Annotated in this window: 23 protein-coding genes; 13 read left to right on the top strand and 10 right to left on the bottom strand. The window is 63.8% G+C overall.

The window, feature by feature from the left end:
- Nucleotides 1-51: 51 nt before the first annotated feature.
- Nucleotides 52-1758, bottom strand: coding sequence for a peptide ABC transporter substrate-binding protein (locus tag FIU91_RS12360; protein WP_152462683.1), 1707 nt, complete (start codon nt 1756-1758; stop codon nt 52-54).
- 215 nt (nt 1759-1973) lie between these two features.
- On the opposite strand from FIU91_RS12360, the gene FIU91_RS12355 reads away from it, so the two are divergent.
- A complete protein-coding gene (locus FIU91_RS12355; protein ID WP_152462682.1) occupies nt 1974-3800 on the top strand; it encodes an ABC transporter ATP-binding protein in 1827 nt (608 codons plus the stop codon).
- An 18-nt stretch (nt 3801-3818) separates the two neighbouring features.
- On the opposite strand, the gene FIU91_RS12350 is transcribed toward FIU91_RS12355, so the two are convergent.
- The gene (locus FIU91_RS12350; RefSeq protein ID WP_152462681.1) at nt 3819-4880 is read right to left on the bottom strand and encodes a hypothetical protein; all 1062 of its coding nucleotides are present in this window, start codon (nt 4878-4880) and stop codon (nt 3819-3821) included.
- A 118-nt stretch (nt 4881-4998) separates the two neighbouring features.
- Between FIU91_RS12350 and FIU91_RS12345 the strand changes: the two genes are divergently transcribed.
- The 4 genes from FIU91_RS12345 (at nt 4999) to FIU91_RS12330 (ending at nt 9635) form a co-directional block, all read left to right on the top strand.
- Nucleotides 4999-5796, top strand: coding sequence for a glycosyl transferase (locus FIU91_RS12345; protein WP_152462680.1), 798 nt, complete (start codon nt 4999-5001; stop codon nt 5794-5796).
- 72 nt (nt 5797-5868) lie between these two features.
- Nucleotides 5869-7128, top strand: a complete 1260-nt coding sequence (fabF, locus tag FIU91_RS12340) for a beta-ketoacyl-ACP synthase II (protein ID WP_152462679.1) — start codon at nt 5869-5871, stop codon at nt 7126-7128.
- 113 nt (nt 7129-7241) lie between these two features.
- Nucleotides 7242-8399: an endolytic transglycosylase MltG gene (gene mltG, locus FIU91_RS12335; protein ID WP_152462678.1), complete on the top strand. Its 1158-nt coding sequence runs from the start codon at nt 7242-7244 to the stop codon at nt 8397-8399.
- Nucleotides 8400-8522: 123 nt separating this feature from the next.
- Nucleotides 8523-9635: a PAS domain-containing protein gene (locus FIU91_RS12330; RefSeq protein ID WP_152462677.1), complete on the top strand. Its 1113-nt coding sequence runs from the start codon at nt 8523-8525 to the stop codon at nt 9633-9635.
- A 12-nt stretch (nt 9636-9647) separates the two neighbouring features.
- Here FIU91_RS12330 and FIU91_RS12325 read toward each other — a convergent pair whose 3' ends face one another.
- Nucleotides 9648-10388: a YebC/PmpR family DNA-binding transcriptional regulator gene (locus tag FIU91_RS12325; RefSeq protein WP_152462676.1), complete on the bottom strand. Its 741-nt coding sequence runs from the start codon at nt 10386-10388 to the stop codon at nt 9648-9650.
- 116 nt (nt 10389-10504) lie between these two features.
- On the opposite strand from FIU91_RS12325, the gene FIU91_RS12320 reads away from it, so the two are divergent.
- The 7 genes from FIU91_RS12320 to FIU91_RS12290 all read left to right on the top strand — a co-directional run bounded on the left by FIU91_RS12320 (nt 10505) and on the right by FIU91_RS12290 (nt 17539).
- Nucleotides 10505-11095 carry a LysE/ArgO family amino acid transporter gene (locus FIU91_RS12320; protein ID WP_152462675.1) on the top strand — a complete coding sequence of 197 codons (591 nt, stop codon included), beginning with the start codon at nt 10505-10507 and terminating at the stop codon, nt 11093-11095.
- Nucleotides 11096-11143: 48 nt separating this feature from the next.
- Complete coding sequence (locus FIU91_RS12315) at nt 11144-12046, top strand: DMT family transporter (protein WP_245760219.1); 903 nt, start codon at nt 11144-11146, stop codon at nt 12044-12046.
- 129 nt (nt 12047-12175) lie between these two features.
- A complete protein-coding gene (locus FIU91_RS12310) occupies nt 12176-12373 on the top strand; it encodes a hypothetical protein (protein WP_152462674.1) in 198 nt (65 codons plus the stop codon).
- 152 nt (nt 12374-12525) lie between these two features.
- Nucleotides 12526-14034 carry a choline-sulfatase gene (betC, locus tag FIU91_RS12305; RefSeq protein ID WP_152462673.1) on the top strand — a complete coding sequence of 503 codons (1509 nt, stop codon included), beginning with the start codon at nt 12526-12528 and terminating at the stop codon, nt 14032-14034.
- A 3-nt stretch (nt 14035-14037) separates the two neighbouring features.
- Nucleotides 14038-15504: a betaine-aldehyde dehydrogenase gene (betB, locus tag FIU91_RS12300; RefSeq protein ID WP_371418168.1), complete on the top strand. Its 1467-nt coding sequence runs from the start codon at nt 14038-14040 to the stop codon at nt 15502-15504.
- Between the two features lie 72 nt (nt 15505-15576).
- Nucleotides 15577-17217 carry a choline dehydrogenase gene (gene betA / locus FIU91_RS12295; protein ID WP_152462672.1) on the top strand — a complete coding sequence of 547 codons (1641 nt, stop codon included), beginning with the start codon at nt 15577-15579 and terminating at the stop codon, nt 17215-17217.
- A gap of 73 nt (nt 17218-17290) precedes the next feature.
- Nucleotides 17291-17539 (top strand): YdcH family protein, encoded by a 249-nt coding sequence (locus tag FIU91_RS12290; RefSeq protein ID WP_093010936.1) that lies wholly within the window; start codon nt 17291-17293, stop codon nt 17537-17539.
- Here FIU91_RS12290 and FIU91_RS12285 read toward each other — a convergent pair.
- The gene (locus FIU91_RS12285; protein ID WP_152462671.1) at nt 17517-18044 is read right to left on the bottom strand and encodes a glutathione peroxidase; all 528 of its coding nucleotides are present in this window, start codon (nt 18042-18044) and stop codon (nt 17517-17519) included. The two genes, FIU91_RS12290 and FIU91_RS12285, sit on opposite strands and share 23 nt — an antisense overlap.
- A 110-nt stretch (nt 18045-18154) precedes the next feature.
- On the opposite strand from FIU91_RS12285, the gene FIU91_RS12280 reads away from it, so the two are divergent.
- The gene (locus tag FIU91_RS12280; RefSeq protein ID WP_152462670.1) at nt 18155-18424 is read left to right on the top strand and encodes a DksA/TraR family C4-type zinc finger protein; all 270 of its coding nucleotides are present in this window, start codon (nt 18155-18157) and stop codon (nt 18422-18424) included.
- Between the two features lie 4 nt (nt 18425-18428).
- Here the strand turns inward: FIU91_RS12280 and FIU91_RS12275 are convergent, their stop codons facing one another.
- The 6 genes from FIU91_RS12275 to FIU91_RS12250 all read right to left on the bottom strand — a co-directional run bounded on the left by FIU91_RS12275 (nt 18429) and on the right by FIU91_RS12250 (nt 24578).
- Nucleotides 18429-18785 carry a YigZ family protein gene (locus FIU91_RS12275; RefSeq protein WP_152462669.1) on the bottom strand — a complete coding sequence of 119 codons (357 nt, stop codon included), beginning with the start codon at nt 18783-18785 and terminating at the stop codon, nt 18429-18431.
- 3 nt (nt 18786-18788) lie between these two features.
- On the bottom strand, nt 18789-20603 hold the full coding sequence (locus FIU91_RS12270; RefSeq protein WP_152462668.1) for a M3 family oligoendopeptidase: 1815 nt from the start codon (nt 20601-20603) through the stop codon (nt 18789-18791).
- Nucleotides 20604-20671: 68 nt separating this feature from the next.
- A complete protein-coding gene (locus tag FIU91_RS12265; protein ID WP_152462667.1) occupies nt 20672-22270 on the bottom strand; it encodes an ATP-dependent DNA ligase in 1599 nt (532 codons plus the stop codon).
- On the bottom strand, nt 22267-23286 hold the full coding sequence (locus FIU91_RS12260; protein ID WP_152462666.1) for a ligase-associated DNA damage response exonuclease: 1020 nt from the start codon (nt 23284-23286) through the stop codon (nt 22267-22269). The genes FIU91_RS12265 and FIU91_RS12260 overlap by 4 nt, the downstream gene beginning before the upstream one ends.
- A gap of 39 nt (nt 23287-23325) precedes the next feature.
- A complete protein-coding gene (locus tag FIU91_RS12255; protein ID WP_152462665.1) occupies nt 23326-24288 on the bottom strand; it encodes an alpha/beta fold hydrolase in 963 nt (320 codons plus the stop codon).
- Entirely contained in the window at nt 24288-24578 is a 291-nt protein-coding gene (locus FIU91_RS12250) for an SCP2 sterol-binding domain-containing protein (RefSeq protein ID WP_152462664.1), read from the bottom strand. The genes FIU91_RS12255 and FIU91_RS12250 overlap by 1 nt, the downstream gene beginning before the upstream one ends.
- Nucleotide 24579 lies beyond the last annotated feature (1 nt).

Here is a 24579-nt window from a genome sequence, read left to right as displayed (position 1 = left end):
CCCGACGCGGAGGTTCGGGACGCGCGTTGCTCGCGCGCCCCGACGTGAGGATCACTCCTCGATGCGGTACCAGTCGGCCGCGTTCCAGAGCTCGCTGTCCCAGGTGTTGAGGACAACGCCGCCCAGCGTGTTGGAGCGCGCCGAGACCCGGCCGCGATCCACCAGGGGAACGATGGTCATCGTTTCCTTGGTGATGATTTCGTTGAGGCGCTTGGCGATCTCGCCGCGCTTCTCGAGCTCGCCGGTCTGGGCCAGCTCATCGAGGAGCGCATCGTATTCCTCGTTGCAGAAGCGGTTGATGTTCTCGCCCTGCCATTGCGAGGACGGCTTCGGCTCGTTGCCGCAGCGATACATGGCGAGGTAGGATTGCGGATCCGTGCCGTCGAAGTTGTTCGCGTACATCTCCACGTCCGCGTAGAACTTCTGGAACGTGTCCGGGCTGCCCGGATCGCCGCCGAAGAAGACCGAGGCATCGATGTTGCGAAGCTCGGTCTCGACGCCGATCTCGGTCCACCATTGCTTGATCAGCGCCTGGAAGTCCTGGCGCACGGCGTTGGTCGAGGTCTGGTAGACGAGGCTGAGATCCATGCCGTCCTTCTCGCGGATGCCGTCGCCGTTCGCGTCGGTCCAGCCGGCTTCCTCCAGCAGAGCCTTGGCGCCCTCGATATCCTGCGTCAGGCATTCGGTGTTGTCGGAGGCGTAAAGCTCGGGCGCGGGCACGAGATTGCATGTGGCGCGGCCGGCCTGGCCATATCCGACTTCGACCAGAAGCTCGCGGTCGATCGCCATGGACAGCGCGCGGCGGACCCGCTCATCCGACAGGATCGGGTGCGGATGCGCGACCGTCGAGCGCTCGCCTTCGGGCAGGTCGGGCGAGGGATCGGTGAGGTTCATCTCGATCCGCTCGACCAGCGTGCCGAAGGCGGCGATGGGTTCGCCCTGGCCGGCGGCGGCCATCTGCTCGAGCACGTCGGGCGCCAGTTGCAGGTTCCAGGCGTAGTCGTATTCACCGGTCTCGAGCACCGCGCGTGCGGCGGCCACGGCGTCACCGCCGCCCTTGAAGTTCACCGATGCGAAGGCGGGCTTCTCAGGATCGCGGTAATTCTCGTTAGCCTCGAGCGAGATCACGTCGTTCGGGCGGAAATCCGTGACGACGAAGGGGCCGGTGCCGATCGGGTTGAAGTTCTCTTCGGTGCAGGAGGAGGCGTTCGCACCGAGGCAGTTCTCGAACTGCGCTTTCTGGATGATGGGGGATTGCCCGCCCATGAAGGGGCCATAGGGGTTGGGCTTGGGGCTGTCGAAGGTGACCTGCACCGTGCGCTCGTCGAGGGCCTCGACCGAGGAGACGCCGTCGAACTTGGCACGCTGGGCGCAGCCGCCCTCGGGGGCCATGCAGTACTCGGCGGTGAACACGACGTCCTCGGCGGTCACGGGGCTGCCATCGGACCACAGAAGGCCCTCTTTCAGCGTCCAGGTGATCTGGGTCAGGTCCTCCGAGACGCCACCATTCTCGACGGTGGGGATGTCTTCGGCGAGGTAGGGCACGAGCGCGCCGGTCTCGTCATACCGGCCGAGCGGTTCGATCACGAGGCTCGCGGCCTCGATGTCCTTGGTGCCGCCCGACAGGTAGGGGTTCATGATCGAGGGGGCCTGCCAGTAGATGATATTCACCTGGCCGTCCGAGCCGCGCTCGGCGAACGCCGCTGGCGCGAAGGCGGTCGTTGCCACCGCTCCGAGGAGCATGGTCTTGAGTTTCATGGATATCTCTCCCGTGTTGGACCCGACCTTTTTGGCCGGGTTTTCTTGTCTGCCTCTTGTCGGGCCGGAAGCGCCGAGGGTGGGCAATGGCTTTATCGAAAGCAGAGTTTCGGCAGATTGCAAGCTTTGAGACGCCGCGCCGATGGCAAGGTTTGACAGTTTGACGACACTGCCTCTAGCGTCAGCGGACCAGATCGCTAGACGGAGCCGGACCCATGCTCGACACCCCCATCGCACGGATCGAGAACCTGCGCGTCCAGTTCGAGACGAAGTCCGGCACGGTGGTCGGGGTCAAGGACGTGTCCTTCTCCATCGCACCGGGCGAGACGGTCTGCGTCGTTGGCGAGTCGGGCTCCGGCAAGTCGGTCTCCTCGCTCTCGCTGATGCGGCTGATCGAGTTCTCGGGCGGCGACATCGCGGGTGGCAAGCTCGTCTTCGACCGCAAGGAAGGCGGCGAGATCGACCTTGCCACGACGCATCAGGACCTGATGCGGACGATCCGGGGCAACGAGATCGGCATGATCTTCCAAGAGCCGATGACGGCCCTGAACCCCGTCTTCACCGTTGGTCGGCAGCTCACCGAAGGGCTGCGCGTACATCGCGGGATGTCGCGGAGCGCGGCGGAGGCGCGGGCGCTCGAGCTGTTGCGCGAGGTCCGCATTCCCGAACCCGAACGCCGGCTCAAGCAATATCCGCACGAGCTGTCGGGGGGGATGCGCCAGCGTGTCGTGATCGCGATGGCGCTCGCCTGCAAGCCGCGCCTTCTGATCGCGGACGAGCCGACCACCGCGCTCGACGTGACGATCCAGGCGGAGATCCTGGCGCTGATCGACCGGCTGAAACGCGAGACCGGCACCGCGGTGATGTTCATCACCCATGACATGGCCGTGGTCGCGCAGATGGCCGACCGCGTCGTCGTGATGTTTCGCGGCGAGAAGGTGGAGGAGGGGCCGGTCGCGGAGATCTTCGCGCATCCCCAGCACCCTTACACGCAAGCGCTTCTGGCCGCCGTGCCGCGCCTTGGGGAGATGTCGGGCACCGACGCGCCCGCGCCGATGAAGCTCGTGGGCCGCGAGGATCAGACCCTCGATCCGATCCCCGGCACCGAGGAGCCGCTCTTGCGCGTCGAGAACCTGACGACCCGGTTCGCGGTGCAGGGGGGCTTCTTCCGGCGCACGGTCGCGAACGTGCACGCGGTGGAGGACCTGTCCTTCACCATCAACAAGGGCCAGACGCTGAGCCTCGTGGGCGAGTCGGGCTGCGGCAAGTCGACCGCCGGGCGCTCCATCCTGCGGCTGGTGGAGCCGCTTTCGGGCAAGATCGACCTTGGCGGCACGGACATCATGGCGCTGAACGACCGCGATCTGCGTAAAGCGCGGCGCGACATGCAGATGATCTTCCAGGATCCCTTCGCCTCGCTCAATCCGCAGATGCAGCTTGCCGACCAGGTGGCCGAGCCTCTCCACAATTTCGGCGGGATGGGTCTCGACAAGGCCGGGATCGCCCGGAAGGTGGAGGATCTTTTCGACCGGGTGGAGCTGCCGCGCAGCTTCATGCGCCGTTATCCGCACGAACTTTCGGGCGGGCAGCGCCAGCGTATCGCCATCGCGCGGGCGCTCTCGCTCAATCCCAAGCTCATCGTCGCGGACGAGGCGGTCTCGGCGCTCGACGTCTCGGTGCAGGCGCAGGTGGTGAACCTGATGATGGAGCTGCAGGCGGAGCTCGGCCTCTCCTACCTCTTCATCAGCCACGACATGGCGGTGGTGGAGCGCGTCTCGCACCATGTGGGCGTGATGTATCTCGGCCGGATCGTGGAGATCGGCCCCCGCCGCGCGGTCTTCGAGAACCCCCAGCACGCCTATACGCAGGCGCTGATGAAGGCGGTGCCCATCGCCGACCCCGAGCGCCGCAAGTCGGAGCGGGACCTGAACTTCAAGCCGATCCCGTCACCGATACATCCGGTGGGATATGAGCCTGTCGCGAACGAGTACCGGGAGGTCGGGCCGGGGCACCGGGTGCTGGTGAGTGAGAGTGGGTATTGAGGGGGGCGGGGCTGCGCCTCAGAGATCTTTCAGCCAGTCAATCGCAATGTCTGAAAAGCCAAGACTTTTTGCTGCTTCGGAGATCAAAATATTATCTCTAAGAAGCTCTTTATTGGATATGCTTCGATACCCCAGCTCAAGAGATAGGTGAGTCATGGTCTCCATGCTCCAAAGAGTCATCTCTCCGCTGGGTTTTTCGGGCGAGCCTTTTACGAAGTTAAGTGCACCAACTGCTACTAGTTGGTTGTAGGTATTTTGGAGACTTTCTTTGCTCCAAGACTGCATGTACCTATTTCTTTTGTAGTCTAGCTCCCATTTCTCATACCTTTTGATTCGATTTGGTATTATATCAATTGCAGTAAATTTAAGGTTATCGTCTGGCTTTTCAATCCTGTAACTTTTTGTCTTAGCAAACCAACGATCAATAATGATCTCGATAAGATCATTTTTTTCACTCGAATTTTCAACTGACTGGGATTCAATGCAAAGGAAGGGAAATGCTATTCTTCCCGCATGAACTGTCGCATGGCGGCGCGTCAGAAAGAAAACCGCATCGATTGAGCTGAGGCGAATACTATTATCACTTCTGGTTTCATTTAGTAGCTTTTGTGTAATGTATGCAACATTTTGAGGGTCGTATATCTCTTGGTCTTCATTTATTAGGAAGACTGCGCGTAGCTGGGTCTCTTTGTGACGACTAACATGCTCGGCCAATTGTTCGTTAGCCTTCTTAAGGTGATTTTTAATACTCCGGCCCATAAATGAAAATACTTCATCAATATCCCGCTGTGAAAGGTCAAGCTTTTTGAGGTGAGAGCTCAGTTGCGTAGGTCTGAGGAATTCCGGCCAATTTTTGTGCCTCTTCTTAAGGCGATCAATCAGCGTGCCGATCCGTGCTTCACCATTCTCTTGAAGAGTTTTTATCTCAATCGCTATCCGACCATCTAGACACGAATAGTCCGCGCGCTTTTTCTCATGAGATTCAAGATCATCCATTGAAATCCCAGATAGATTCTCGATTAGGAAATGCTCGACAATTGGCTCTAATTTTTGCACATCGCCATAACGCTCAATACGCATTTCTGGTCCGTCCGTTACCTTGAATCAAGTCTGGATTGTGGGCTAGTTTAGCCAGTTGTAGTCGATATGGAACAATTTATCTTCCCCCCACCTCCCACCTCCGCTACACCCCCTGCCCATGACCCATGTCACCGCGATCTGCATCAAGTGGGGGACGCTCTTCGGTCCCGAATATGTCAACCGGCTCTATTCGGGGGTCCGGCGGCACCTCACGTCGCCGGTGCGCTTCCTCTGCATGACCGAACACAGGGACGGCCTGCACCCCGAGATCGAGACGCTCGATCTACCCGAAGAGCCGTTCCGGCCCGAGATGGACGCCGCGCTCGCGGTCGCGAACCGGCAGGGGGCGATGCGGAAGGTCTCGCTTTTCCGAGAGGGGCTGATCCCCGATCTCGAAGGGCCGGTCCTCGGCTTCGATCTCGACGTGGTCATCACCGGCAGCCTCGATCCGTTCTTCGAGCTTGCGCCCGAGAAGGTCGCGATGCGCCATGACTGGACCGAGAAGCGCAAGGGGCGGCCGACCGGGCACGGCTCCGTCTTCCGGTTCGATCCGGCGCGGCACGGCTTTCTCTATGACGATCTCGCCGCGAACCCTTATGCCGAGGTCGAGAAGGCGCGCGGCTCAGAGCAGCGCTACACGTCCCACAAGGCGATGGACAAGGACGCCTTCGCCTACCTGCCGCAAGAGTGGGTCGTGTCCTTCAAATACGACTGCAACCCGTTCCCGAGGAACTGGGTGCGTGGGCCCGAGCTGCCCCCCGATGCCCGCGTCGTCTGCTTTCACGGCCATCCCAAGATGGACGAGGCGGTGGAGGGCTATTCCGGCTCGCTCATCCGCCGTTCGGCCCCGTGCGAGTGGCTGTGCGATCACTGGATCACACGCGCGGCGGCGGATCTCGGCCCGGACTGGGCCTGACCGCCCCTTGCTCCTGAAATAGCTGCGCGGTAAAGCCGAACTCGGGCAAAGAATTATCGAGAAGGGCATCTCATGCGTCGTGTCGTCGTCACCGGACTGGGCCTTGTCACTCCGCTCGCCTCGGGCGTCGAGGAAACCTGGTCGCGGCTTCTGGCCGGCAAGTCGGGCGCGGGCACGATCACCAAGTTCGATGCCAGCCACCTTGCCACCACCTATGCCTGCGAAGTGCCCTATGGCGACGGCTCGGACGGCACCTTCGACCCCGACGCCTATCTCGACAAGAAAGAGCAGCGGAAGGTCGACGATTTCATCCTCTACGGCATGGCCGCCGCCAAGCAGGCCGTCGAGGATGCCGGCTGGACCCCCGAGGACGAGGAGGATCGCCTCCGCACCGGCGTGATGATCGGCTCCGGCATCGGCGGGCTCAATTCCATCGCCGAGACCGCATATCTCATCCGCGACAAGGGCCCGCGCCGGGTCTCGCCCTTCTTCATTCCGGGCGCGCTCATCAACCTCATCTCGGGCAACGTGTCGATCAAGTACGGCTTCAAGGGTCCGAACCACGCGCCCGTGACCGCCTGTTCGACCGGCGCGCATGCCATCGGAGACGCCTCGCGGCTCATCATGTTCGGCGATGCGGACGTGATGATCGCCGGCGGGGCCGAGGCCGCGATCTCCGAGATCGGGATCGCCGGGTTCAACGCCTGCAAGGCCCTGTCGACGAAGCGCGGCGACGATCCGCAGGCGGCGAGCCGCCCCTATGACGCCGACCGCGACGGGTTCGTGATGGGCGAGGGCGCGGGCGTCGTCGTTCTGGAGGAATACGAACACGCGGTTGCGCGCGGCGCGCATATCTACGCCGAGGTGAAGGGCTATGGCCTCTCGGGCGACGCCTATCACATCACCGCGCCCTCCGAGGACGGAGAGGGCGGCGAGCGCTCCATGCGCGCGGCGCTGAAGAATGCGGGCCTCGAGCCAGCCGATATCGACTATATCAACGCCCACGGCACCTCGACGATGGCCGACGTGATCGAGCTTGGCGCGGTCGAGCGGATGCTCGGCGATGCGGCGGGCAAGGCCACGATGTCCTCGACCAAATCCGCAACGGGGCATCTTCTGGGCGCGGCGGGCGCGATCGAGGCGATCTTCTCCATCCTCGCGATCCGCGACCAGGTCGCGCCGCCGACGATCAACCTCGACACGCCGGCGGTCGAGACGAAGCTCAATCTCGCGCCGAACGCCAAGCATGAGCGCGAGATCACCCACGCGCTGTCGAACTCCTTCGGCTTCGGCGGCACCAATGCGAGCGTGATCTTCGGCAAGATGAGCTGAATTTCGCGCGAGCCGGGGCAGGCGGGGCTTCCCGTTGCGCCCTGGCTCGGCGATACTGACATCAGGCGGCCCCCGCGGGCTGCGAGCGACAAACAAGAGCAGGCACCGGACCCATGTGGCGCAATATCGCCTCCAACGCGCTGACCTTCCTGGTCGTCGCCGTCTTTCTGGCAGGCGGCGTCCTGATCTGGGCGCAATCGGAATACGAGAACGCCGGTCCGCTGCCTGAGCCGATCTGCCTAGAAGTGCCGCGCGGCTCGAACATGTCCCGCGTCTCCGAGGACCTGGTCAGCCAGGGCGCGGTGAGCTCGGGCACGCTGTTCCGGCTCGGCGCAGATTATTCCGAGAAGACGCAGGATCTCAAAGCGGGCAGTTACCTTGTCCCCGAAGGCGCGTCCATGCGCGAGATCACCGACATCATCACGCGCGGCGGGGCGTCGACCTGCGGCACCGAGGTCGTGTACCGGATCGGTGTGAACTCCGCCGAGGTCGAAGTCCGCTCGCTCGACCCGGCGACGGGCCGTTTCGTGGAGCTGGCGGAATTCGATCCCGCCGCGGACGAGCCCGCGCCCGAAGCCTTCACCGAAGTGCGCGGCCGCGCCGATACCCGCTACCGGATCGCGCTCGCCGAGGGCGTGACCAGCTGGCAGGTGGTCGAGGAGCTGAGATCCGTCGACGTGCTTGACGGTGAGGTCGAGGTGCCGCCTGAAGGCTCGCTCGCGCCCGACAGCTACGAGGTTGCCGAAGGCGACACCCGCGCGAGCCTCATCGAGCGGATGCGCCGGGCACAGGACATCATCCTGCAGGAGGAATGGGCCAATCGCGCGGACGATCTGCCGATCGAAAGCCCCGAGGAAGCGCTCATCCTCGCCTCCATCGTCGAGAAGGAAACCGGCGTCGCCGAAGAGCGTCCGCAGGTCGCCTCGGTCTTCGTGAACCGGCTTCGCGACGGGATGCGGCTGCAAACGGACCCCACGGTGATCTATGGCATCACCAACGGGCAAGGCGTGCTGGGCCGGGGTATTCGCCAGTCCGAACTGCGCGCCGAGACGCCTTACAACACGTATGTCATCGACGGGCTTCCGCCGACACCGATCGCCAATCCCGGCCGCGCGTCGCTCCGGGCGGCGCTCAATCCGGCGGAGACGGATTACGTCTTTTTCGTCGCCGATGGCACGGGCGGTCACGCCTTCGCCGAAACGCTGGCAGAGCATAACGAAAACGTCGCGCGCTGGCGCGAGATCGAGGCGGAGCAGGCCCAGCAGAACTGAGCCCAAGCCGCCTCGCGAACCCCGCTGTTGAAATCCTGTATTCCTGCCTTAGGTCTCCGGGGCAGGTAATTAAGCTTATTTTTCGCATGGCGCGGGACGTGCGAGCTTGGATCGAGGGAATGCATGACCGGACTTTCGCAGGAAAGCCCCGAGTCCATCGTGGGCACGGCGGTGAAGTTTTCACCGCTGTCGATAGTGCTTACCGATCCAAGGATCGAAGATGAGCCCATCACTTATGTGAATGACGCGTTCGTCCGCACGACGCAGTATTCCCGTCAATCGGCCGTGGGCCGCAATTGCCGCTTCCTGCAGGGCGAGGATACCGATCCCGACGACGTACGACGTTTGCGGGAAGGTCTGAAATCGGGCGAGCAGTTCGAGGTGACCCTCCTTAACTACAAGGCAGACGGCACGCCGTTCATGAACCAGCTTCTGATCTCGCCCGTGCACGACGAGAGCGGCGCGATGATCGCGCGGTTCGGACTTCAGCGCGAGGTCGACCGCGACCTGGCCCGCGCCGCTTCCGAGAACACGGTCCGGCATCGCGACAGCGCGGTGTCGATGCTGCGCGAATTGCAGCACCGGGTGAAGAACCACCTGGCGATGGTGGTCAGCATGATCCGCATGCAGGCACGCCGCGAGGTGACGACGGACAGCTTCCAGGCGCTGTCGCGCCGGATCGAGGCACTGGCGCTCCTTTATGACGAGCTTTTCAAGCTCAACGTCAACGTGGAGCGGGACAGCCGCATCCAGGTCGACGGGTATCTCAAGCGGATCAGCGAGGTTCTGTCGGGCATCGACGGGCGCGGAACCGTCAAGGTTCGCGTGACCAGCGATCCTATCGTGATGTCCGTCGATCAGGCGGCGCGGGTCGGGTTGTTGCTGTCTGAATTGGTGACGAACGCGATGGAGCACGCCTTCGAGGCGCGCGATTCCGGCTCCATCCATGTCTCGCTGGAAGATCTCGGCGAGGATCGCCTGCGGCTTGAAGTGACCGACGATGGCATCGGCCTGCCCGAGGGCAGCAACTGGCCGCACGGCGCGGATTCGCTCGCCAAGCAGCGGCGCAAGGCGGAAGGGGAAAACGGCAAGCTCGATACGACCGGGGCAAATCACCAGCCGGGCGTCGGCGGCAGTATCGTCGTGTCGCTGGCACGCTCGCTCGATGCCGAGCTTGCCATCAACAGCACGGGCGAGGGCACGCGGGTGTCGCTCGATTTCACCCGCGAGACCTGAGCGGCGCAGCGATCAGAGCTGCGCCATCACCTCGTCGGAGGCTTCGAAATTGGTCGTGACGCGCTGAACGTCGTCGTCATCCTCGAGCGCATCGACCAGCTTCATCAGCGATTGCATGCCCTCGAGGTCCAGCTCGGTCGTGTTGACCGGCTTCCAGACCAGGCGCGTCGTCTCGGATTCGCCAAGAGCTTCCTCAAGAGCGGTCGCGACGTCGTTGAGATCGGTATCGGCGCACCAGACGACGTGCCCCTCCTCCGAGCTTTCGACATCCTCCGCGCCGGCCATGATCGCCGCTTCCAGCACCTCTTCGGCGGAGCCGACGGAGGCCGCGTAGACGACTTCGCCCTTGCGCTCGAACATGAAGCCGACGGAGCCCGTCTCACCCATGTTGCCGCCGTTCTTCGAGAAGGTGGAGCGCACGTTGGATGCTGTGCGGTTGCGGTTGTCGGTCATCGCCTCGACGATCACCGCGACGCCGTTCGGGCCGTACCCTTCGTACCGGATCTCCTCATAGGCATCGCCATCGCCGCCCGTCGCCTTCTTGATCGCGCGCTCGATATTGTCCTTGGGCATGGACTGGCCCTTGGCCTCTTTCACGGCCATACGCAGGCGCGGGTTCTTCTCGGGATCGGGATCGCCCATTTTCGCGGCGACGGTGATCTCCTTGGAGAGCTTGGAGAACAGCTTCGAGCGGGCCGCGTCCTGGCGCCCCTTGCGATGCTGGATATTCGCCCACTTTGAATGGCCGGCCATGTCTGCCTCTTCACGTCCTGTCTGAAAATCGTGTGTCATATACGGGAGGTTCGGGGCAGGGGGCAAGGGGCCGGACACGCTTGCCCTTGCGCAGGACGCGTGCCAACAGACGCGCCATGCAAGCCTACCTTGCCGGCTTCGGGCTCGGCTTCTCGCTTATCCTAGCCATCGGCGCGCAGAACGCCTTCGTTTTGCGCCAGGGTCTCATGCGTCAGCACGTCCTGCCCGTGGTGCTGACCTGCGCGATTTCGGATGCGCTGCTGGTGAGCCTCGGGGTGGCGGGGTTCGGCGCGCTCACGGCGCGTCTGCCCTGGCTCGAGACGGTGATGCGCTGGGGCGGCGCGGCCTTCCTGACGTGGTATGGGCTGAGGGCCCTGCGTTCGGCCGTCGCGGGCGGTGCGGCGCTCGAGGCGGGCGCATCGGCGCCGAGCCTCAGGGCCTCGCTCCTGACCTGTCTCGCGCTGACCTGGCTCAATCCTCACGTCTATCTCGACACGGTCGTGCTTTTGGGCGCGCTCTCGGCGCAATATGGCGCGCCCCTCCTCTTCGGGGCGGGGGCGGTCACGGCCTCCTTCGTGTTCTTTTTCGCGCTGGGATACGGCGCTCGGGCGCTTGCGCCGATCTTTGCGCGGCCGCGCGCCTGGCGCGTCCTCGATGCTTTGGTCGGATGCACCATGCTTGCAATCGCGGCTTCGCTTTTATTGTAGTCCCGAGCCGCCTTGCAATCCGGTGCGCCGGGGCGCTTGATGCAGCGCATGGACGAAAGACCCCAATCCCCGCTTCGCGGTATCCTGTGGATGGTCGTCACCGGGTTCTGTTTCGTGATGGTGACGGCGCTGGTGAAGATGCTGGGCGGGCGTATTCCTGCCACGGAAAGCGCCTTTCTGCGCTATCTTCTCGGCCTCGTCTTCCTGCTGCCGCTCTGGCGGTCGCTCTCCGCCACCCGGCTCACGCGCAGGCAGTGGGGGCTCTTCACGCTGCGCGGGGCGTGTCACACGATTGGCGTCGGGTGCTGGTTCTTCGCGATGACCCGTATCCCGATCGCCGAGGTCACGGCGATGAATTACCTGAACCCGATCGGGGTCAGCATCCTTGCCGTGATCTTCCTCGGGGAACGCATGGCGATGCGGCGCATCCTCGCGATCTGCGCGGCGCTGGCCGGTGCGGTCATCATCCTGCGTCCGGGCTTTCGGGAGCTCGATCCGGGTCATTTCGCGATGCTGGTCACGGCGGGGACGTTCTCGTGCAGCTACCTCGTGGCAAAGATCCTGTCCGACGAGACCGACGCGACGGTCGTCGTGGCGCTTCTGTCGGTGATGGTCACGATCGGACTTGCGCCCTTCGCCATGCTCAACTGGGTCTGGCCCAATCTTTACGAGCTTGGCGTTCTCGCCTGTGTCGCGCTTTTCGCGACGGCTGGGCATTACACGATGACGCTGGCCTTCGCCTCGGCGCCGGTGACGGTGACCCAGCCTGTCACGTTCCTGCAGCTCGTCTGGTCGGTGATCGTCGGGGCCGCCTTCTTCGCCGAGCCACCCGATCCGTTCGTGATTGCGGGCGGTGCGATCATCATCGCGGCGGTGAGTTTCATCACCTGGCGCGAGGCGCAGTTGAAAAAGCAGGGCGTCACCCCGCCGATCCACGCAACAAAGCAATAGGGAAGTCTTAACTGTTTCTCTTCCAGAAATGATCACGCCAATGTCCCGGTCTTGCCGCAATCGCGCGCAAATTTCGGCCCCATCGGGCGAGCAAGACCCGGCCCTTGTGATCTACGGAGAGTGACACCCATGTTTGCTGAAAACAGACTGACAGAGAATTTCGACGAAATCCGCCACTTTGCGCTGAAGGAACGGTCCAAGGTCGTCTCCGATGCCGAATGGCGATTCCGCATGCGCGGCTATGGCTACAACCTGCGGCCGACCGACGCCGGATACGAGGTAGCACGGCTGCCCCATATGAGCGTTATCGGCCATATCGACGCCTGATACGCACCATGACAAATCAGACCTAGAGCCCGGCCGCTACGCGCGTCCGGGCTTTTTCGTGCCTGGCCTCTAGTGGCTTTCGGATGATTGATTGACGAGTCAATCAGATCGCCTTACCTTCTCGGGTGCAATGCTCACCCTCGAGAGGTTTCATGTCGCGCCCGAACATCCTTGTCCTGATGGTCGACCAACTGAACGGAACCCTGTTTCCCGATGGCCCCGCGGATTGGCTGCACACGCCGAACCTGCGCAAGCTGGCCGAGCGGTCGACGCGGTTCCGCAACGCCTACACGGCCTCGCCGCTCTGCGCGCCGGGGCGGGCGTCCTTCATGTCGGGCCAGTTGCCCTCCGATACCGGCGTCTATGACAATGCGGCGGAGTTCACGTCTTCAATTCCGACCTACGCGCACCACTTGCGCCGCGCGGGCTATCAGACCTGCCTCTCGGGTAAGATGCATTTCGTCGGCCCCGACCAGCTCCACGGGTTCGAAGAGCGCCTGACGACCGACATCTACCCGGCCGATTTCGGCTGGACGCCCGATTACCGCAAGCCCGGCGAACGGATCGACTGGTGGTATCACAATCTCGGCTCGGTCACGGGCGCGGGTGTCGCCGAGATCTCCAACCAGATGGAATACGACGATGCGGTCGCCTTCGAGGCAGAACAGAAGCTCTACGACCTGGCGCGCGATCACGATCCACGCCCCTGGATGCTGACCGCGAGTTTCACGCATCCGCACGACCCTTACGTTGCGCGGCGCAAATACTGGGATCTCTACGAGGATTGCGCGCATCTGGAGCCCGAGGTTCCGGCGCTGGCCTACGAGGACCACGATCCGCATTCGCAACGCATCTTCGATGCCAACGACTGGCGCAATTTCGAAATCACGGACGAGGATATCCGACGCTCGCGCCGCGCCTATTTCGCGAATATCTCCTATCTCGACGAGAAGATCGGCGGCATCCTCGACGTGCTGGAGCGCACGCGGCAGGAGGCGATCATCGTTTTCGTCTCCGATCACGGCGACATGCTCGGCGAGCGTGGCTTGTGGTTCAAGATGAGCTTCTACGAAGGCTCGGCCCGCGTGCCGCTCTTGGTTTCGGCCCCCGACATGCAGCCGGGCCTTGTCGAAAGCCCGGTATCAACCATCGATCTCTGCCCCACGCTTTGCGATCTTGCAGGTGTGTCGATGCATGAGGTGATGCCCTGGACCACCGGCGAAAGCCTGAAGCCCTTGGGGCAAGGGGCGAGCCGCAAGAGCCCCGTCGCGATGGAATACGCCGCCGAAGCGTCTTATTCGCCGCTGATCGCGCTGCGTCACGGGCGCTGGAAATACACCAATTGCGCGCTCGACCCCGAACAGCTCTTCGATCTCGAGGTTGACCCGCATGAGCGTGTGAACCTCGCAGAAGACCCGGCCCATGAAGCCACGCTCGAAACCCTCCGCCGCGAGGCTGCGATGCGCTGGGATCTGGAAGAGTTCGACGCCGATGTCCGCCAGAGCCAGGCCAAGCGCTGGGTCGTCTACGAGGCGCTCAAGCAGGGCGGCCACTACCCGTGGGATTACCAGCCGCTTCGCGATGCCTCCGACCGCTACATGCGCAACCACATGGACCTCAACGAGGTCGAGGAAAATCAACGCTTTCCAAGGGGTGAATGAGTCATGGACGATCTGATCTACGACACCCAGCCGCAAGCCAGCCACTTCGTCGACGGCGCCTATCTCGAAGATACGGGCGGCATGCCGATCGACGTGATCTATCCCGCCACGGGCGAGGTCATTGGCCGCGTGCACGCGGCAACGGATGAAGTGATCGACAAGGCGATCGAAAGCGGTCGCCGCGCGCAAGCCGAATGGGCGGCGATGAGTCCGCGCGAGCGCGGCCGCGTCTTGACCCGTGCCGCCCAGATCATGCGCGAGCGCAATCGCCCGCTGTCGATCCTGGAGACGCAGGATACCGGCAAACCCTTGCAGGAAACGCTGGTCGCCGACGCCACGTCCGGTGCCGATGCGCTGGAATATTTCGGCGGCATCGCGGCGGGCCTGACCGGAGAGCATATCCCGCTCGGCGCCGATTGGGCTTACACGATCCGCGAGCCGCTTGGCCTGTGTGTCGGCATCGGCGCGTGGAACTACCCCACGCAGATCGCATGTTGGAAAGCCGCACCCGCGCTCGCCTGCGGCAACGCGATGATCTTCAAGCCGTCCGAGACGACGCCGCTCTCCGCGCTCAAGGTGGCCGAGATCCTGCATGAGGCAGGTCTGCCCTCGGGGCTGTTCAACGTGGTTCAGGGCGCAGGCGAGGTTGGCGGCCGGCTGACCACAGACCCCCGTGTCGACAAAGTCTCGCTCACGGGGTCGGTGCCGACGGGCCGAAAGGTCTATGCGGCCGCGGCGGACGGGCTCAAGCACGTCACGATGGAGCTTGGCGGCAAGTCCCCGATCCTGATCTTCGACGACGCCGATCTTGAGGACGCGGTCGGTGGCGCCATCATGGGGAATTTCTACTCGTCCGGCCAGATCTGCTCCAACGGGACGCGGGTCTTCGTGCAAAAGGGGCTGAAGGACCGCTTCGTCGCCCGCATGGAAGAGCGCCTGAAGGGCGCGGTGATCGGCGATCCGCTTAACGAGGCGACGAATTTCGGCCCGCTCGTCAGCGCGCGCCAGATGGAGATCGTCGAGGGCTACCTCAAGGCGGGCGTGGCCGAAGGGGCGCGGCTCGTCACTGGCGGAGAGCGTCTCGACCGCGACGGCTTCTGGATCACGCCCGCGCTCTTTGACGGTGTGACCGACGAGATGAGCATCGCGCGCGAGGAGATCTTCGGGCCCGTCCTGTCGGTTCTCGAGTTCGAGACCGAGGAGGAGGGCATCGCGCGGGCGAACGCCACCGAATACGGTCTCTCCGCGGGTGTCTTCACGCGGGATATTTCCCGCGCGCACCGGGTGATCGGCAAGCTCGAAGCAGGCACCTGCTTCATCAACTCCTACAATGACGCGCCGGTCGAAATGCCGTTCGGGGGCGTGAAGATGTCCGGCGTGGGCCGCGAGAACGCGAAAGCCGCGCTCGAACATTATTCGCAACTGAAATCCGTCTATGTGCGGATGGGACGCGTGGAAGCGCCGTTCTAGGCGCGTCTCCTCCGCTCTGTCGAGCGTCCTCGACACAGCCCGAACGGGCACAACCAATCAAGGACCAGATCCATGATCGCCGATTACGTCATCGTAGGAGCCGGCAGCGCCGGATGCGCCATGGCCTATCGCCTCGCGGAGGCGGGCCGGTCGGTCATCGTCATCGAACATGGCGGTTGGGATGGCGGCCCGTTCATCCAGATGCCGGGCGCGCTGTCCTACCCGATGAACATGCCGCTCTATGATTGGGGCTACCAGACCGAGCCTGAGCCCCATCTCGGCGGTCGCCGCCTCGCCTGTCCGCGCGGCAAGGTGATCGGCGGCTCCTCCTCGATCAACGGCATGGTCTATGTGCGCGGCCATGCGCGCGATTTCGACCATTGGCGCGATCAGGGCGCGGATGGCTGGGGCTATGCGGATGTTCTGCCGTATTACAAGCGGATGGAGACGTCGCATGGCGGTCAGCCCGGCTGGCGCGGCACGGACGGCCCTTTGCATGTGAGCCGCGGCCCTCGGGACAACCCGCTCGTCCAAGCCTTTACGGAGGCGGGCGTGCAGGCCGGCTACGAGGCCACCGCCGATTACAACGGCGAGAAGCAGGAAGGGTTCGGGCCGATGGAGGCCACGATCCACAAGGGCACCCGCTGGTCCGCGGCCAATGCCTATCTTCGGCCGGCCCAGAAGATGGGGGTGGAGATCGTGCGCGGTCTCGCCCGCCGTGTCGTCATCGAGGATGGCCGGGCCACCGGCGTCGACTTCGCTCGCGGCGATACGCGGGAGACCATTCACGCGCGGCGCGAGGTGATCCTCGCGGCCTCGTCGCTCAACTCACCCAAGCTCCTGATGCTCTCGGGGATCGGCCCCGCGGCGCATCTTGCCGAGCACGGCATCGAGCCCGTGGCCGACCGTCCCGGCGTCGGACAGAACCTTCAGGATCATCTCGAGCTCTACATCCAGATGGCCTCCAAACAGCCGGTCAGCCTTTTCCGGTACTGGAACCTCTTCGGGAAGGCCTATGTCGGGCTGCGCTGGCTTTTTAACCGCAGCGGGCCGGGCGCGTCGAACCAGTTCGAAAGCGCAGCATTTATCCGCTCCGAGGCAGGTGTCGATTACCCGGACATCCAGTATCACTTCCTGCCGCTCGCGGTACGCTATGACGGCAAGGCAGCCGCCGAGGGCCACGGGTTCCAGGCGCATGTCGGGCCGATGCGGTCTCCGTCTCGGGGGGAGGTGACACTGACCTCGCGCGACCCCGAGGCCGCGCCCAGCATCCGCTTCAACTACATGTCGGACGAGAAGGATTGGGCGGATTTCCGGCGAGCGATCCGGCTCACCCGCGAGATCTTCGCGCAGGAGGCATTCGCGCCATACGCCGATTTCGAGATCCAGCCTGGCGCCGAGGTGCAGAGCGACGACGAGCTGAACGATTTCATCCGCGCCCATGTCGAAAGCGCCTACCACCCGTGCGGCACCTGCCGGATGGGTCGGCGGGACGATCCCGAAGCCGTGGTCGATCCCGAAGGCCGGGTGATCGGCGTCGATGGGCTTCGCGTCGCCGACAGTTCGATCTTCCCGCGCATCACGAACGGCAACCTCAACGCGCCCTCGATCATGGTCGGGGAGAAGATCGCGGATCATGTGCTCGGTCGCCATCTTCCGCCGGAGAATGCGGAGCCCTGGATTCATCCGCACTGGCAGGAGGCGCAGCGGTAGCGCATTTGATCCCTGTCAAAGACCTCGGCATCGGCGCGTGATGTCATCGGCGCAACCAATGAAGGAGGCCCAGATGACCCACGTTCCCCACAAGCTGCCCGAGGACTTTCCCGAACATCGCGCGCGGATCGCGACCCTGCGGCAGACCGACCTTTATTTCGCGCGGCTTGCCGATCGCTACGATGCGCTCAACGCCGAGGTGCACTTGGCGGAGACCAACGTGGTGCCGATCGACGATCTTGCAGCGCTGGAGATCCGGCGCGAGCGCGCGGCCTTGAAGGACGAAGTCTACAGGATTCTCAGCCGCGAGCCTGCGGAATAAGGGCTTCGATCTCGCGCGTGATCGCGGGCGACATCGGGCGGGCGGTCGACCCCCAGGTGGCGGTGACGCGGCCGTCGGGGTCGATGAGAACCTTGTTGAAGTTCCATGCCGGCTCGAAGCCCGCAGTTTCGCGGAGCCATGCATAGAACGGATGCGCCTCGCCGCCGCGCACGGCGGTGATGGTCGTCATGGGCATGTCGATCCCGAAATTCAGCTCGCAGAAATCCTTGACCGCCTCGTCCGAGCCAAGCTCCTGCTTGAAGTCGTTGGACGGGACGGCAAGCACGACGAGACCGTCGGTCCGGTAGCGGTCATAGAGCTCTTGCAGCGCATCATATTGCCCGGTGAAGGCGCAGCGCGAGGCCGTGTTCACCACGAGCACGGGCTGGCCTGCCCAGTCCCGCATGTCGATCTCGCCGCCATCTATGGAGGGGAAGCGGAAATCGAGAGCCGCGGCTTGGCTGGCCGTCAGCATCAGCGCGAAAACTGCAAGTAAATGTCGCATGGGTCACCTTCGGAAACTGGGACGCGAGATAGTCCGCGCCGCGACTTTTCCAACCGCGACCATAGGCACGGCGGCGCAAGCGCATTAGTTTCATTCCCAGGAGGTGCACCATGGCCGGTGGATGGACACGCGACGGCGCGGTGAGCGAACAGATCGAAGCGTCGATCTCGGACGAGCTGGCGCGCATGAAGGCGCGGCGCATGCCATCGGGCGAAAGCCTGACCCATTGCGCTGAATGCGAAGAGCCGATCCCCGAGAAGCGCCGCTTGGCCTTGCCGGGCGTCAAACTCTGTATCGACTGCCAGCAGGAGCGGGACGGCGCTGCCCCGGCGCGCGGCGGGATCAACCGGCGCGGCTCAAAGGACAGCCAGCTCAAATAATCGCTCAGTCTGCCCCGATCTCGTCGAGATAGGCGCGCACGCAGGTCTGGACGTGCCGGAAGCGGTCACCGCCCAGATGCTTGCCGCCGAACCAGCGCGTGACGACGACGAGGTGCTCGGAAACCCCATCCCGTTCGAGCATGCGCAGGATGACGTTGCCAGCGCCAGCCTCGCCGTCGTCGTTCTTGATGGGCGCATCGGGAAGCAGCACGGCCCAGCTGTTATGCGTGGCCTTGGCAAATTTCTTGTGGCGCTTGAGGTCTTTCACCAGCGCCTTTGCCTCGTCCTCGGAGGCGCAGGGCGCGCCGGCGACCGCGTATTTCGATCCGCGGTCGCTGAGCACGTTTTCGAGCACGAGCAGGGCTCAGTCCTCCATCGCCTCGAGCTCGTCGATCAGGCCCGAGATCATTGACAGACCCTTGTCCCAGAACGCCGGGTCGGTCGCGTCGAGGCCGAACGGCGCGAGCAAATCGGTGTGATGCTTCGAGCCGCCCGCCTTCAGCATATCGAAATACTTCTCCTGGAAGCCGTCGGGCGCTTCTTCGTAATTCGCGTAGAGCGCGTTCACGAGACCGTCTCCGAAAGCATAGGCGTAGACGTAGAACGGCGAGTGCACGAAATGCGGGATATAGGCCCAGAAGGTCTCGTAGCCGTCCATGAAATCGAAGGCGGGCCCGAGGCTCTCGGCCTGGACCGACATCCAGAGCGCGTTGATATCGTCCGGTGTCAGTTCGCCGCCGCGTCGCGCCTCGTGCAGCTTGCACTCGAAATCGTAGAACGCGATCTGGCGCACGACCGTGTTGATCATGTCCTCGACCTTGCCGGCGAGCAGAACCTTGCGCTCGGCATCGTCCTTGGCGTTTCGCAGCATCCGGCGGAAGGTCAGCATCTCACCGAAGACCGACGCGGTCTCGGCCAAGGTGAGCGGGGTGGAGGACAGCATCTCGCCTTGGCCCGCCGCGAGAACCTGGTGAACCCCGTGGCCAAGCTCATGGGCGAGCGTCATCACGTCTCGCGGCTTACCGAGGTAGTTGAGCAGAACGTACGGATGCACGTTCGTGACCGTCGGGTGCGCGAAGGCGCCGGGCGCTTTGCCCGGCGTCACGGCTGCGTCGATCCAACCTTTGGTAAAGAACGGCTCGGCGATCTCGGCCATCTTCGGATCGAACTCCGAATAGGCGTTCATCACCGTCTCGCGTGCCTCGTCCCAATCGACGGTGCGGGTCGTTTCCATGGGCAAGGGTGCGTTGCGGTCCCAGACCTGCATCCGCTCAAGCCCGAGCCACTTGCGCTTGAGCTCGTAATAGCGGTGTGAGAGCTTGGGATAGGCGGCGACAACGGCGTCGCGCAAGGCCTCGACGACCTCGGGCTCGACGTCATTGGCAAGGTGTCGTCCGGTCTGCGGGGTCGGCATGCCGCGCCAGCGGTCCATGACCTCTTTTTCCTTGGTCTGCGTGTTGTGCACGCGCGCGAAGGTTCGGATGTTGCCCGCGAAGACCCGCGCAAGCTCTCGCGCGGCGGCCTCGCGCTTGGCGCGGTCCTGTTCGGTCAGGCAGTTGAGCGTGCCCTCGATGCCCATGACCTCGCCATCGACCTCGAATTCGAGGCCCGAGATCGTCTCGTCGAAGAGCCGCTCCCAGGCATCGCCGACGACGCCCATGTCGTGCAGGAACTTCTCCATCTCGTCGGAGAGCTGGTAGGGTTTCATCGCGCGGATGCGGTCGAAGGCGGGCTTGTATCGGGCGAGATCGGCATCGGCGTTAAAGAGATCAGCATAAGCTGCGTCTTCCAGCCTGTTGATCTCAAGAGAGAAAAAGACGAGCGGCGTTGTGTAGACCGTGATCTTTTCCTGCGCGTCCGAAAGGAACTTCGCGCGATCCGGATCGGTCGTGTTCTGGTAGTAGCGCAAGCCGGCGAAGGACATGATGCGTCCTGCGATATTCTCGATCTTCTCGTGGCGTTCGACCATCTCGAGGAAACCGCGCGCATCGAGCCCAGCGATCTTGCCCTCGTAATCCGAAGCGAAGCTCTTGCAGGACGCCTCCAGCCAATCGAGATCGCGCTTGAGCTCGGGCGCGTCCGGCGCAGCGTAGAGGTCCGTCAGATCCCATTCGGGCAGGTTGCCCAGATTGCCGCCACCGGCGGAGGCATTGGCGTCGAGGACGGGACGGACATTCATGGGCTGGCTCCTTTTGGCTTTGTCAAGAACGTGGCGTGGTGCCGCGCGAGGTTCAAGGGGCGATCCCCTCAACCGTAGGCGGCCAGCATCGCCTTCAAATCGTCCAGCGTGTTTGCCTCTGCCACGCGCTTGTCATGCCGCCAGCGGCTCATCCGGGGGAAGCGCAGCGCGACACCGGATTTGTGGCGCGGGCTTTCGTGGATCCCCTCGAAGGCGATCTCGAAGACATGCTCGGGCGTGACCTGACGCACCGGGCCGTATCGTTCCAGCGTGTTTTTCCGCACCCAGGCGGTGATCTTGCGGAACTCGGCGTCGGTCAGACCGGAATAGGCCTTGGTGAAGGGAACCAGCGCCTCGCCGTCGCGCACGGCAAAGGTGAAGTCGGTAAAGAGGTTCGCGCGCCGCCCGTGGCCCTGCTGGGCATAAATCATCACAGCGTCGATGGTGAGCGGGTCGAGCTTCCACTTCCACCAGTCGCCCTTCTTGCGCCCCGACAGATAGGGGCTGTCCAGGCGTTTGAGCATGACCCCCTCGGCACGGAAATCGCGGGCCTTGGCGCGCTCCTTCGCGAGCGCCTCCCAAGTGTCGAAGGCGATGATCCGGGACGCCCGGATCGGGGCTTCGGGCGGCAGATCTGCGATCAGCGCATCGAGCGCCGCGCGCCGCTCGGCCATCGGATGCGCTCGGATGTCTGTGCCATCCTGTTCCAGAAGATCATAAGCCAGAAGGATCACGGGCGCTTCGCGCAAGAGCTTTTTCGGCACCGTCTTGCGCCCGATCCGCGCCTGCAACGTGTTGAACGGCAGGGGCATTTCATTCTCGAAGTCCCAGGCGACGATCTCGGCGTCCAGCGCCGTGCCGTCGGGCAGGAAGTCGCGGGCGGGCGCAAGCTCGGGAAAACGGTCGGTCATCAGCTCCTCGCCGCGCGACCAGACGTGATGCTGGGCCCCGCGCACCAGAAGCTGGCCGCGAATGCCATCCCACTTCCATTCCGCCTGCCAATCCTCGGGCGGGCCGATGTCTACCGGCCCGTCATCGAGCTGATACGCGAGATAAAACGGGTAGGGGCGGGACGCGTCGGCGGCAGGATCTTCCGCCTCAATGAGCGCGTGGTAAGACGTCGCATCGGGGGTCCACTTGCCCATGAGCTTGTGCGCGAGTACCGCCTCGTCCTGACCCGTCGCCTGGGCGAGCGCGCGTGTCATGAGCTTCTGGCTGACACCGATGCGAAAGCCGCCCGTGATCAGCTTGTTGAACAGAAAGCGCTCCGTCTCGTCGAGCTGTCTCCAGGCGGCGACGATCCGGTCGCGACGCGCATCGATATCGACCTGGCCGAGCGCCTTCAGCTCGCCGATCCAATGCGAGAGCGGCTTGTCGCTGACCTCGGGCGCGGGCGGCAGGACCAGTGCCAGCGTCTCCGCCAGATCGCCGACGATTGGATAGCTTTCCTCCAGAAGCCAAAGCGGGATGCCGGCTTCCTCGGCTGCCCATTCGCGAAGCTGGGTCGTGTTGACGGCTCGTTTCGGACGTCGGCCCGAAAAGAGCGCGATGGTCCAGAGCTTGTCCTCGTCCGAGGCCTCCGCGAAGAACCGCGCGAGCGCCTTCGTCTTGCGCGTGGTCTTGGTGGTCTGATCGACTTCCGTGAAAAGCGCGGCGAAATCCTTCATGCCGGCTCTTCCTCCGTGACCTCGTCCGCGTCCTCGCTGCCGAACTCGGTCTTCAAGACATGCGCGTCATATCCGTCGGACTTCAGCCAGCGCGCGAAAATATCGGTGTAACCATGCGTAACGAATATCTTTTTCGCGCCCGTCTCCTTAATCGCGGCAAGCAAACCGTCCCAATCCGCGTGGTCCGAGACAACGAAGCCCCGGTCCATCGCGCGCCGCCTGCGCACGCCCCGGAGCGCCATCCAGCCGCTCGCGAAAGCTTGGCTCGACGGACCGAAGCGGCGCATCCACGGCGTGCCGAGCGCCGAGGGCGGCGCAATGACGAGCGGACCGGTCATGTTCTTCGGATTGGCGTCTGCGGAAACCTGCGTCGTTGCTGGCAGCGGCAGGCCCTGTTCGCGCAGGATCGCATTTGTCGCCTCGACCGCGCCATGCGTGAGGATCGGGCCGATCTCGGGATCGACCAGCGACAGGACGCGCTGCGCCTTGCCGAGCGAATAGGAGCCGAGAACCGAGGTGAGACCTTCGGCGGCATTCGACGCCCACCAGGCGTTGATCTCCGCGGCAACCTCCGCTTCGGGCCGCCATTTGAAGACGGGCAGGCCGAAGGTGCATTCGGAGATGAAGGCGTGGCATCGGATAGGCTCGAACGGCTCCGAGAGCATGTCAGGTTCGGTCTTGTAGTCACCCGAGACGACCCAGACCTCGCCGCGGACCTCGATGCGGATCTGCGCTGAACCCGGTATATGCCCTGCGGGATGGAAGGAGACTGACGCTCCGCCGATCTGCCGGACCTCTCCGAAGCGGATCGTGTCGAGCGCGATGTCGCCGAGGCGATAGCGCATGACCGGCGCGGCGACCTCTGTCGCGAGATAGGATTTATGCCCCCATCGCGCATGGTCCGCATGGCCGTGGGTGATGAGCGCCTTGTCCACCGGTCGCCAGGGATCGATGAAGAAATCGCCTGCGGGGCAGTAGATGCCGCGTTCTGTGAATGTGAGGACCGGATCCGCCATGACCCGGAAGGATAGGGCGGGCGCGGGCCGCCGCCAATGTCAGGCGGAGGCCGCTTTCGGCGTGCGGCTTTCGGCTGCGTCGTAATGCGCGATGATCGCCGGGATGACTTCGCCACGCACCTCGGGGCTCTCCATCAGAACCTCATGTTCGCCGCCGGGAATCTTGACCAGTTTTCCGCCTGGCCAAGAGGCCATGCGCGCCTCGATACGCGGGATGTCGACGATCCGCTCATTGGTGCCGACGAAGGTCAGGCAGGGGTAATCGGGGGCGGGCATCCGCGCGAGCGTGCGGCATTCCACGAGCGCCTCGTTCAGCCAGCGCAAGGAAGGGCCACCCAATTGCAAGCCCGGTTCGGCCAGAACCTGCGCGCGCATGTAGTCGTACATCTCTCGGTCGCGGGTCAGCAGATTGCCCTCGAACGTCTCCGAGACGACATAGCTTTCGGGGTTGGTGCCGGGCGCGATGTTGTGGCCTAGGCCGAAGCGCGAGGCTCCGAGCGACAGGGTCCAGGCCACGGGGCGCATCATCGGCGCGATGCGGATACCCCACATCGGACCCGTGAAGACGGCGCCTGCAACGTCGATGCCATTCACGAGCGAGCGCAGGCCGATGCAGCCACCCATCGAATGCCCGAGCAGGTGGAAAGGACGCGGCAATCCTTCCGCCTCGGCCCAGGCGATCATCGCGTCGGCGTCTTTCTGGTAATCGTGAAAGAGATCGACATGTCCCGTCCGCACATCCGGCAAAAGCCGGTCGGAGAGGCCCTGACCGCGCCAGTCTATGGCGAGCGTGTGATACCCGGCCTTTGCGAAATCGGCCGCGAGGCGACCGTATTTCTCAATGTATTCGGTGCGCCCGGGGTAGAGCAGCACGGTCCCTTTCTCTCCGCCAGGATAGTGCCCAAGACGAATTCGCTTGCCGTCCACGGCCTGCACCCAGACGGCGCGTGCGCCGTCCGGGCCCTGGGCCAGATCGGTGAGAAAAGGGGCCGTTTCGGTCATTAGCCGAGAACGCCTGCGAGCTTCATCGCGAGGCCCATATCGCCGTCGATGGAGAGCTTGCCGGACATGAAGGCCGCTGTCGGGTTCATCTCGCCGTCGAGGATCTGGCGGAAGGTATCGGCATCGGCGGTCATCGTGACGTCGGCTTCCTCGTCGCCGGCGCGCGCGCCATTGTCGTCCATCATGATCGCGCCTTCGCCTTCGATGTCGAACTTTGCGGTGCCGCCGATTTCCTCGCCGGCCAGCTTCTCGTTCAGGGCGGTGACGGCTTCGTTGATCGTGTCGCTCATA

Source organism: Roseivivax sp. THAF30 (genome assembly GCF_009363575.1).
Lineage (GTDB): Bacteria > Pseudomonadota > Alphaproteobacteria > Rhodobacterales > Rhodobacteraceae > Roseivivax > Roseivivax halotolerans.
Note: the sequence above shows the minus strand (reverse complement) of the source record. Positions and strands in the feature narration are given on the sequence as shown.

What these genes read in the sequence shown, in the direction of transcription:
- FIU91_RS12285 (WP_152462671.1), bottom strand. Translation starts at nt 18,044, where the DNA reads ATGCGACATTTACTTGCAGTTTTCGCGCTGATGCTGACGGCCAGCCAA.
- fabF (WP_152462679.1), top strand. Translation starts at nt 5,869, where the DNA reads ATGCGTCGTGTCGTCGTCACCGGACTGGGCCTTGTCACTCCGCTCGCC.
- FIU91_RS12315 (WP_245760219.1), top strand. Translation starts at nt 11,144, where the DNA reads ATGGACGAAAGACCCCAATCCCCGCTTCGCGGTATCCTGTGGATGGTC.
- FIU91_RS12290 (WP_093010936.1), top strand. Translation starts at nt 17,291, where the DNA reads ATGACCCACGTTCCCCACAAGCTGCCCGAGGACTTTCCCGAACATCGC.
- FIU91_RS12325 (WP_152462676.1), bottom strand. Translation starts at nt 10,388, where the DNA reads ATGGCCGGCCATTCAAAGTGGGCGAATATCCAGCATCGCAAGGGGCGC.
- betC (WP_152462673.1), top strand. Translation starts at nt 12,526, where the DNA reads ATGTCGCGCCCGAACATCCTTGTCCTGATGGTCGACCAACTGAACGGA.
- FIU91_RS12270 (WP_152462668.1), bottom strand. Translation starts at nt 20,603, where the DNA reads ATGAATGTCCGTCCCGTCCTCGACGCCAATGCCTCCGCCGGTGGCGGC.
- FIU91_RS12330 (WP_152462677.1), top strand. Translation starts at nt 8,523, where the DNA reads ATGACCGGACTTTCGCAGGAAAGCCCCGAGTCCATCGTGGGCACGGCG.
- mltG (WP_152462678.1), top strand. Translation starts at nt 7,242, where the DNA reads ATGTGGCGCAATATCGCCTCCAACGCGCTGACCTTCCTGGTCGTCGCC.
- FIU91_RS12360 (WP_152462683.1), bottom strand. Translation starts at nt 1,758, where the DNA reads ATGAAACTCAAGACCATGCTCCTCGGAGCGGTGGCAACGACCGCCTTC.
- FIU91_RS12320 (WP_152462675.1), top strand. Translation starts at nt 10,505, where the DNA reads ATGCAAGCCTACCTTGCCGGCTTCGGGCTCGGCTTCTCGCTTATCCTA.
- betA (WP_152462672.1), top strand. Translation starts at nt 15,577, where the DNA reads ATGATCGCCGATTACGTCATCGTAGGAGCCGGCAGCGCCGGATGCGCC.
- FIU91_RS12260 (WP_152462666.1), bottom strand. Translation starts at nt 23,286, where the DNA reads ATGGCGGATCCGGTCCTCACATTCACAGAACGCGGCATCTACTGCCCC.
- FIU91_RS12355 (WP_152462682.1), top strand. Translation starts at nt 1,974, where the DNA reads ATGCTCGACACCCCCATCGCACGGATCGAGAACCTGCGCGTCCAGTTC.
- FIU91_RS12250 (WP_152462664.1), bottom strand. Translation starts at nt 24,578, where the DNA reads ATGAGCGACACGATCAACGAAGCCGTCACCGCCCTGAACGAGAAGCTG.
- FIU91_RS12310 (WP_152462674.1), top strand. Translation starts at nt 12,176, where the DNA reads ATGTTTGCTGAAAACAGACTGACAGAGAATTTCGACGAAATCCGCCAC.
- FIU91_RS12255 (WP_152462665.1), bottom strand. Translation starts at nt 24,288, where the DNA reads ATGACCGAAACGGCCCCTTTTCTCACCGATCTGGCCCAGGGCCCGGAC.
- FIU91_RS12345 (WP_152462680.1), top strand. Translation starts at nt 4,999, where the DNA reads ATGACCCATGTCACCGCGATCTGCATCAAGTGGGGGACGCTCTTCGGT.
- FIU91_RS12280 (WP_152462670.1), top strand. Translation starts at nt 18,155, where the DNA reads ATGGCCGGTGGATGGACACGCGACGGCGCGGTGAGCGAACAGATCGAA.
- FIU91_RS12265 (WP_152462667.1), bottom strand. Translation starts at nt 22,270, where the DNA reads ATGAAGGATTTCGCCGCGCTTTTCACGGAAGTCGATCAGACCACCAAG.
- betB (WP_371418168.1), top strand. Translation starts at nt 14,038, where the DNA reads ATGGACGATCTGATCTACGACACCCAGCCGCAAGCCAGCCACTTCGTC.
- FIU91_RS12350 (WP_152462681.1), bottom strand. Translation starts at nt 4,880, where the DNA reads ATGCGTATTGAGCGTTATGGCGATGTGCAAAAATTAGAGCCAATTGTC.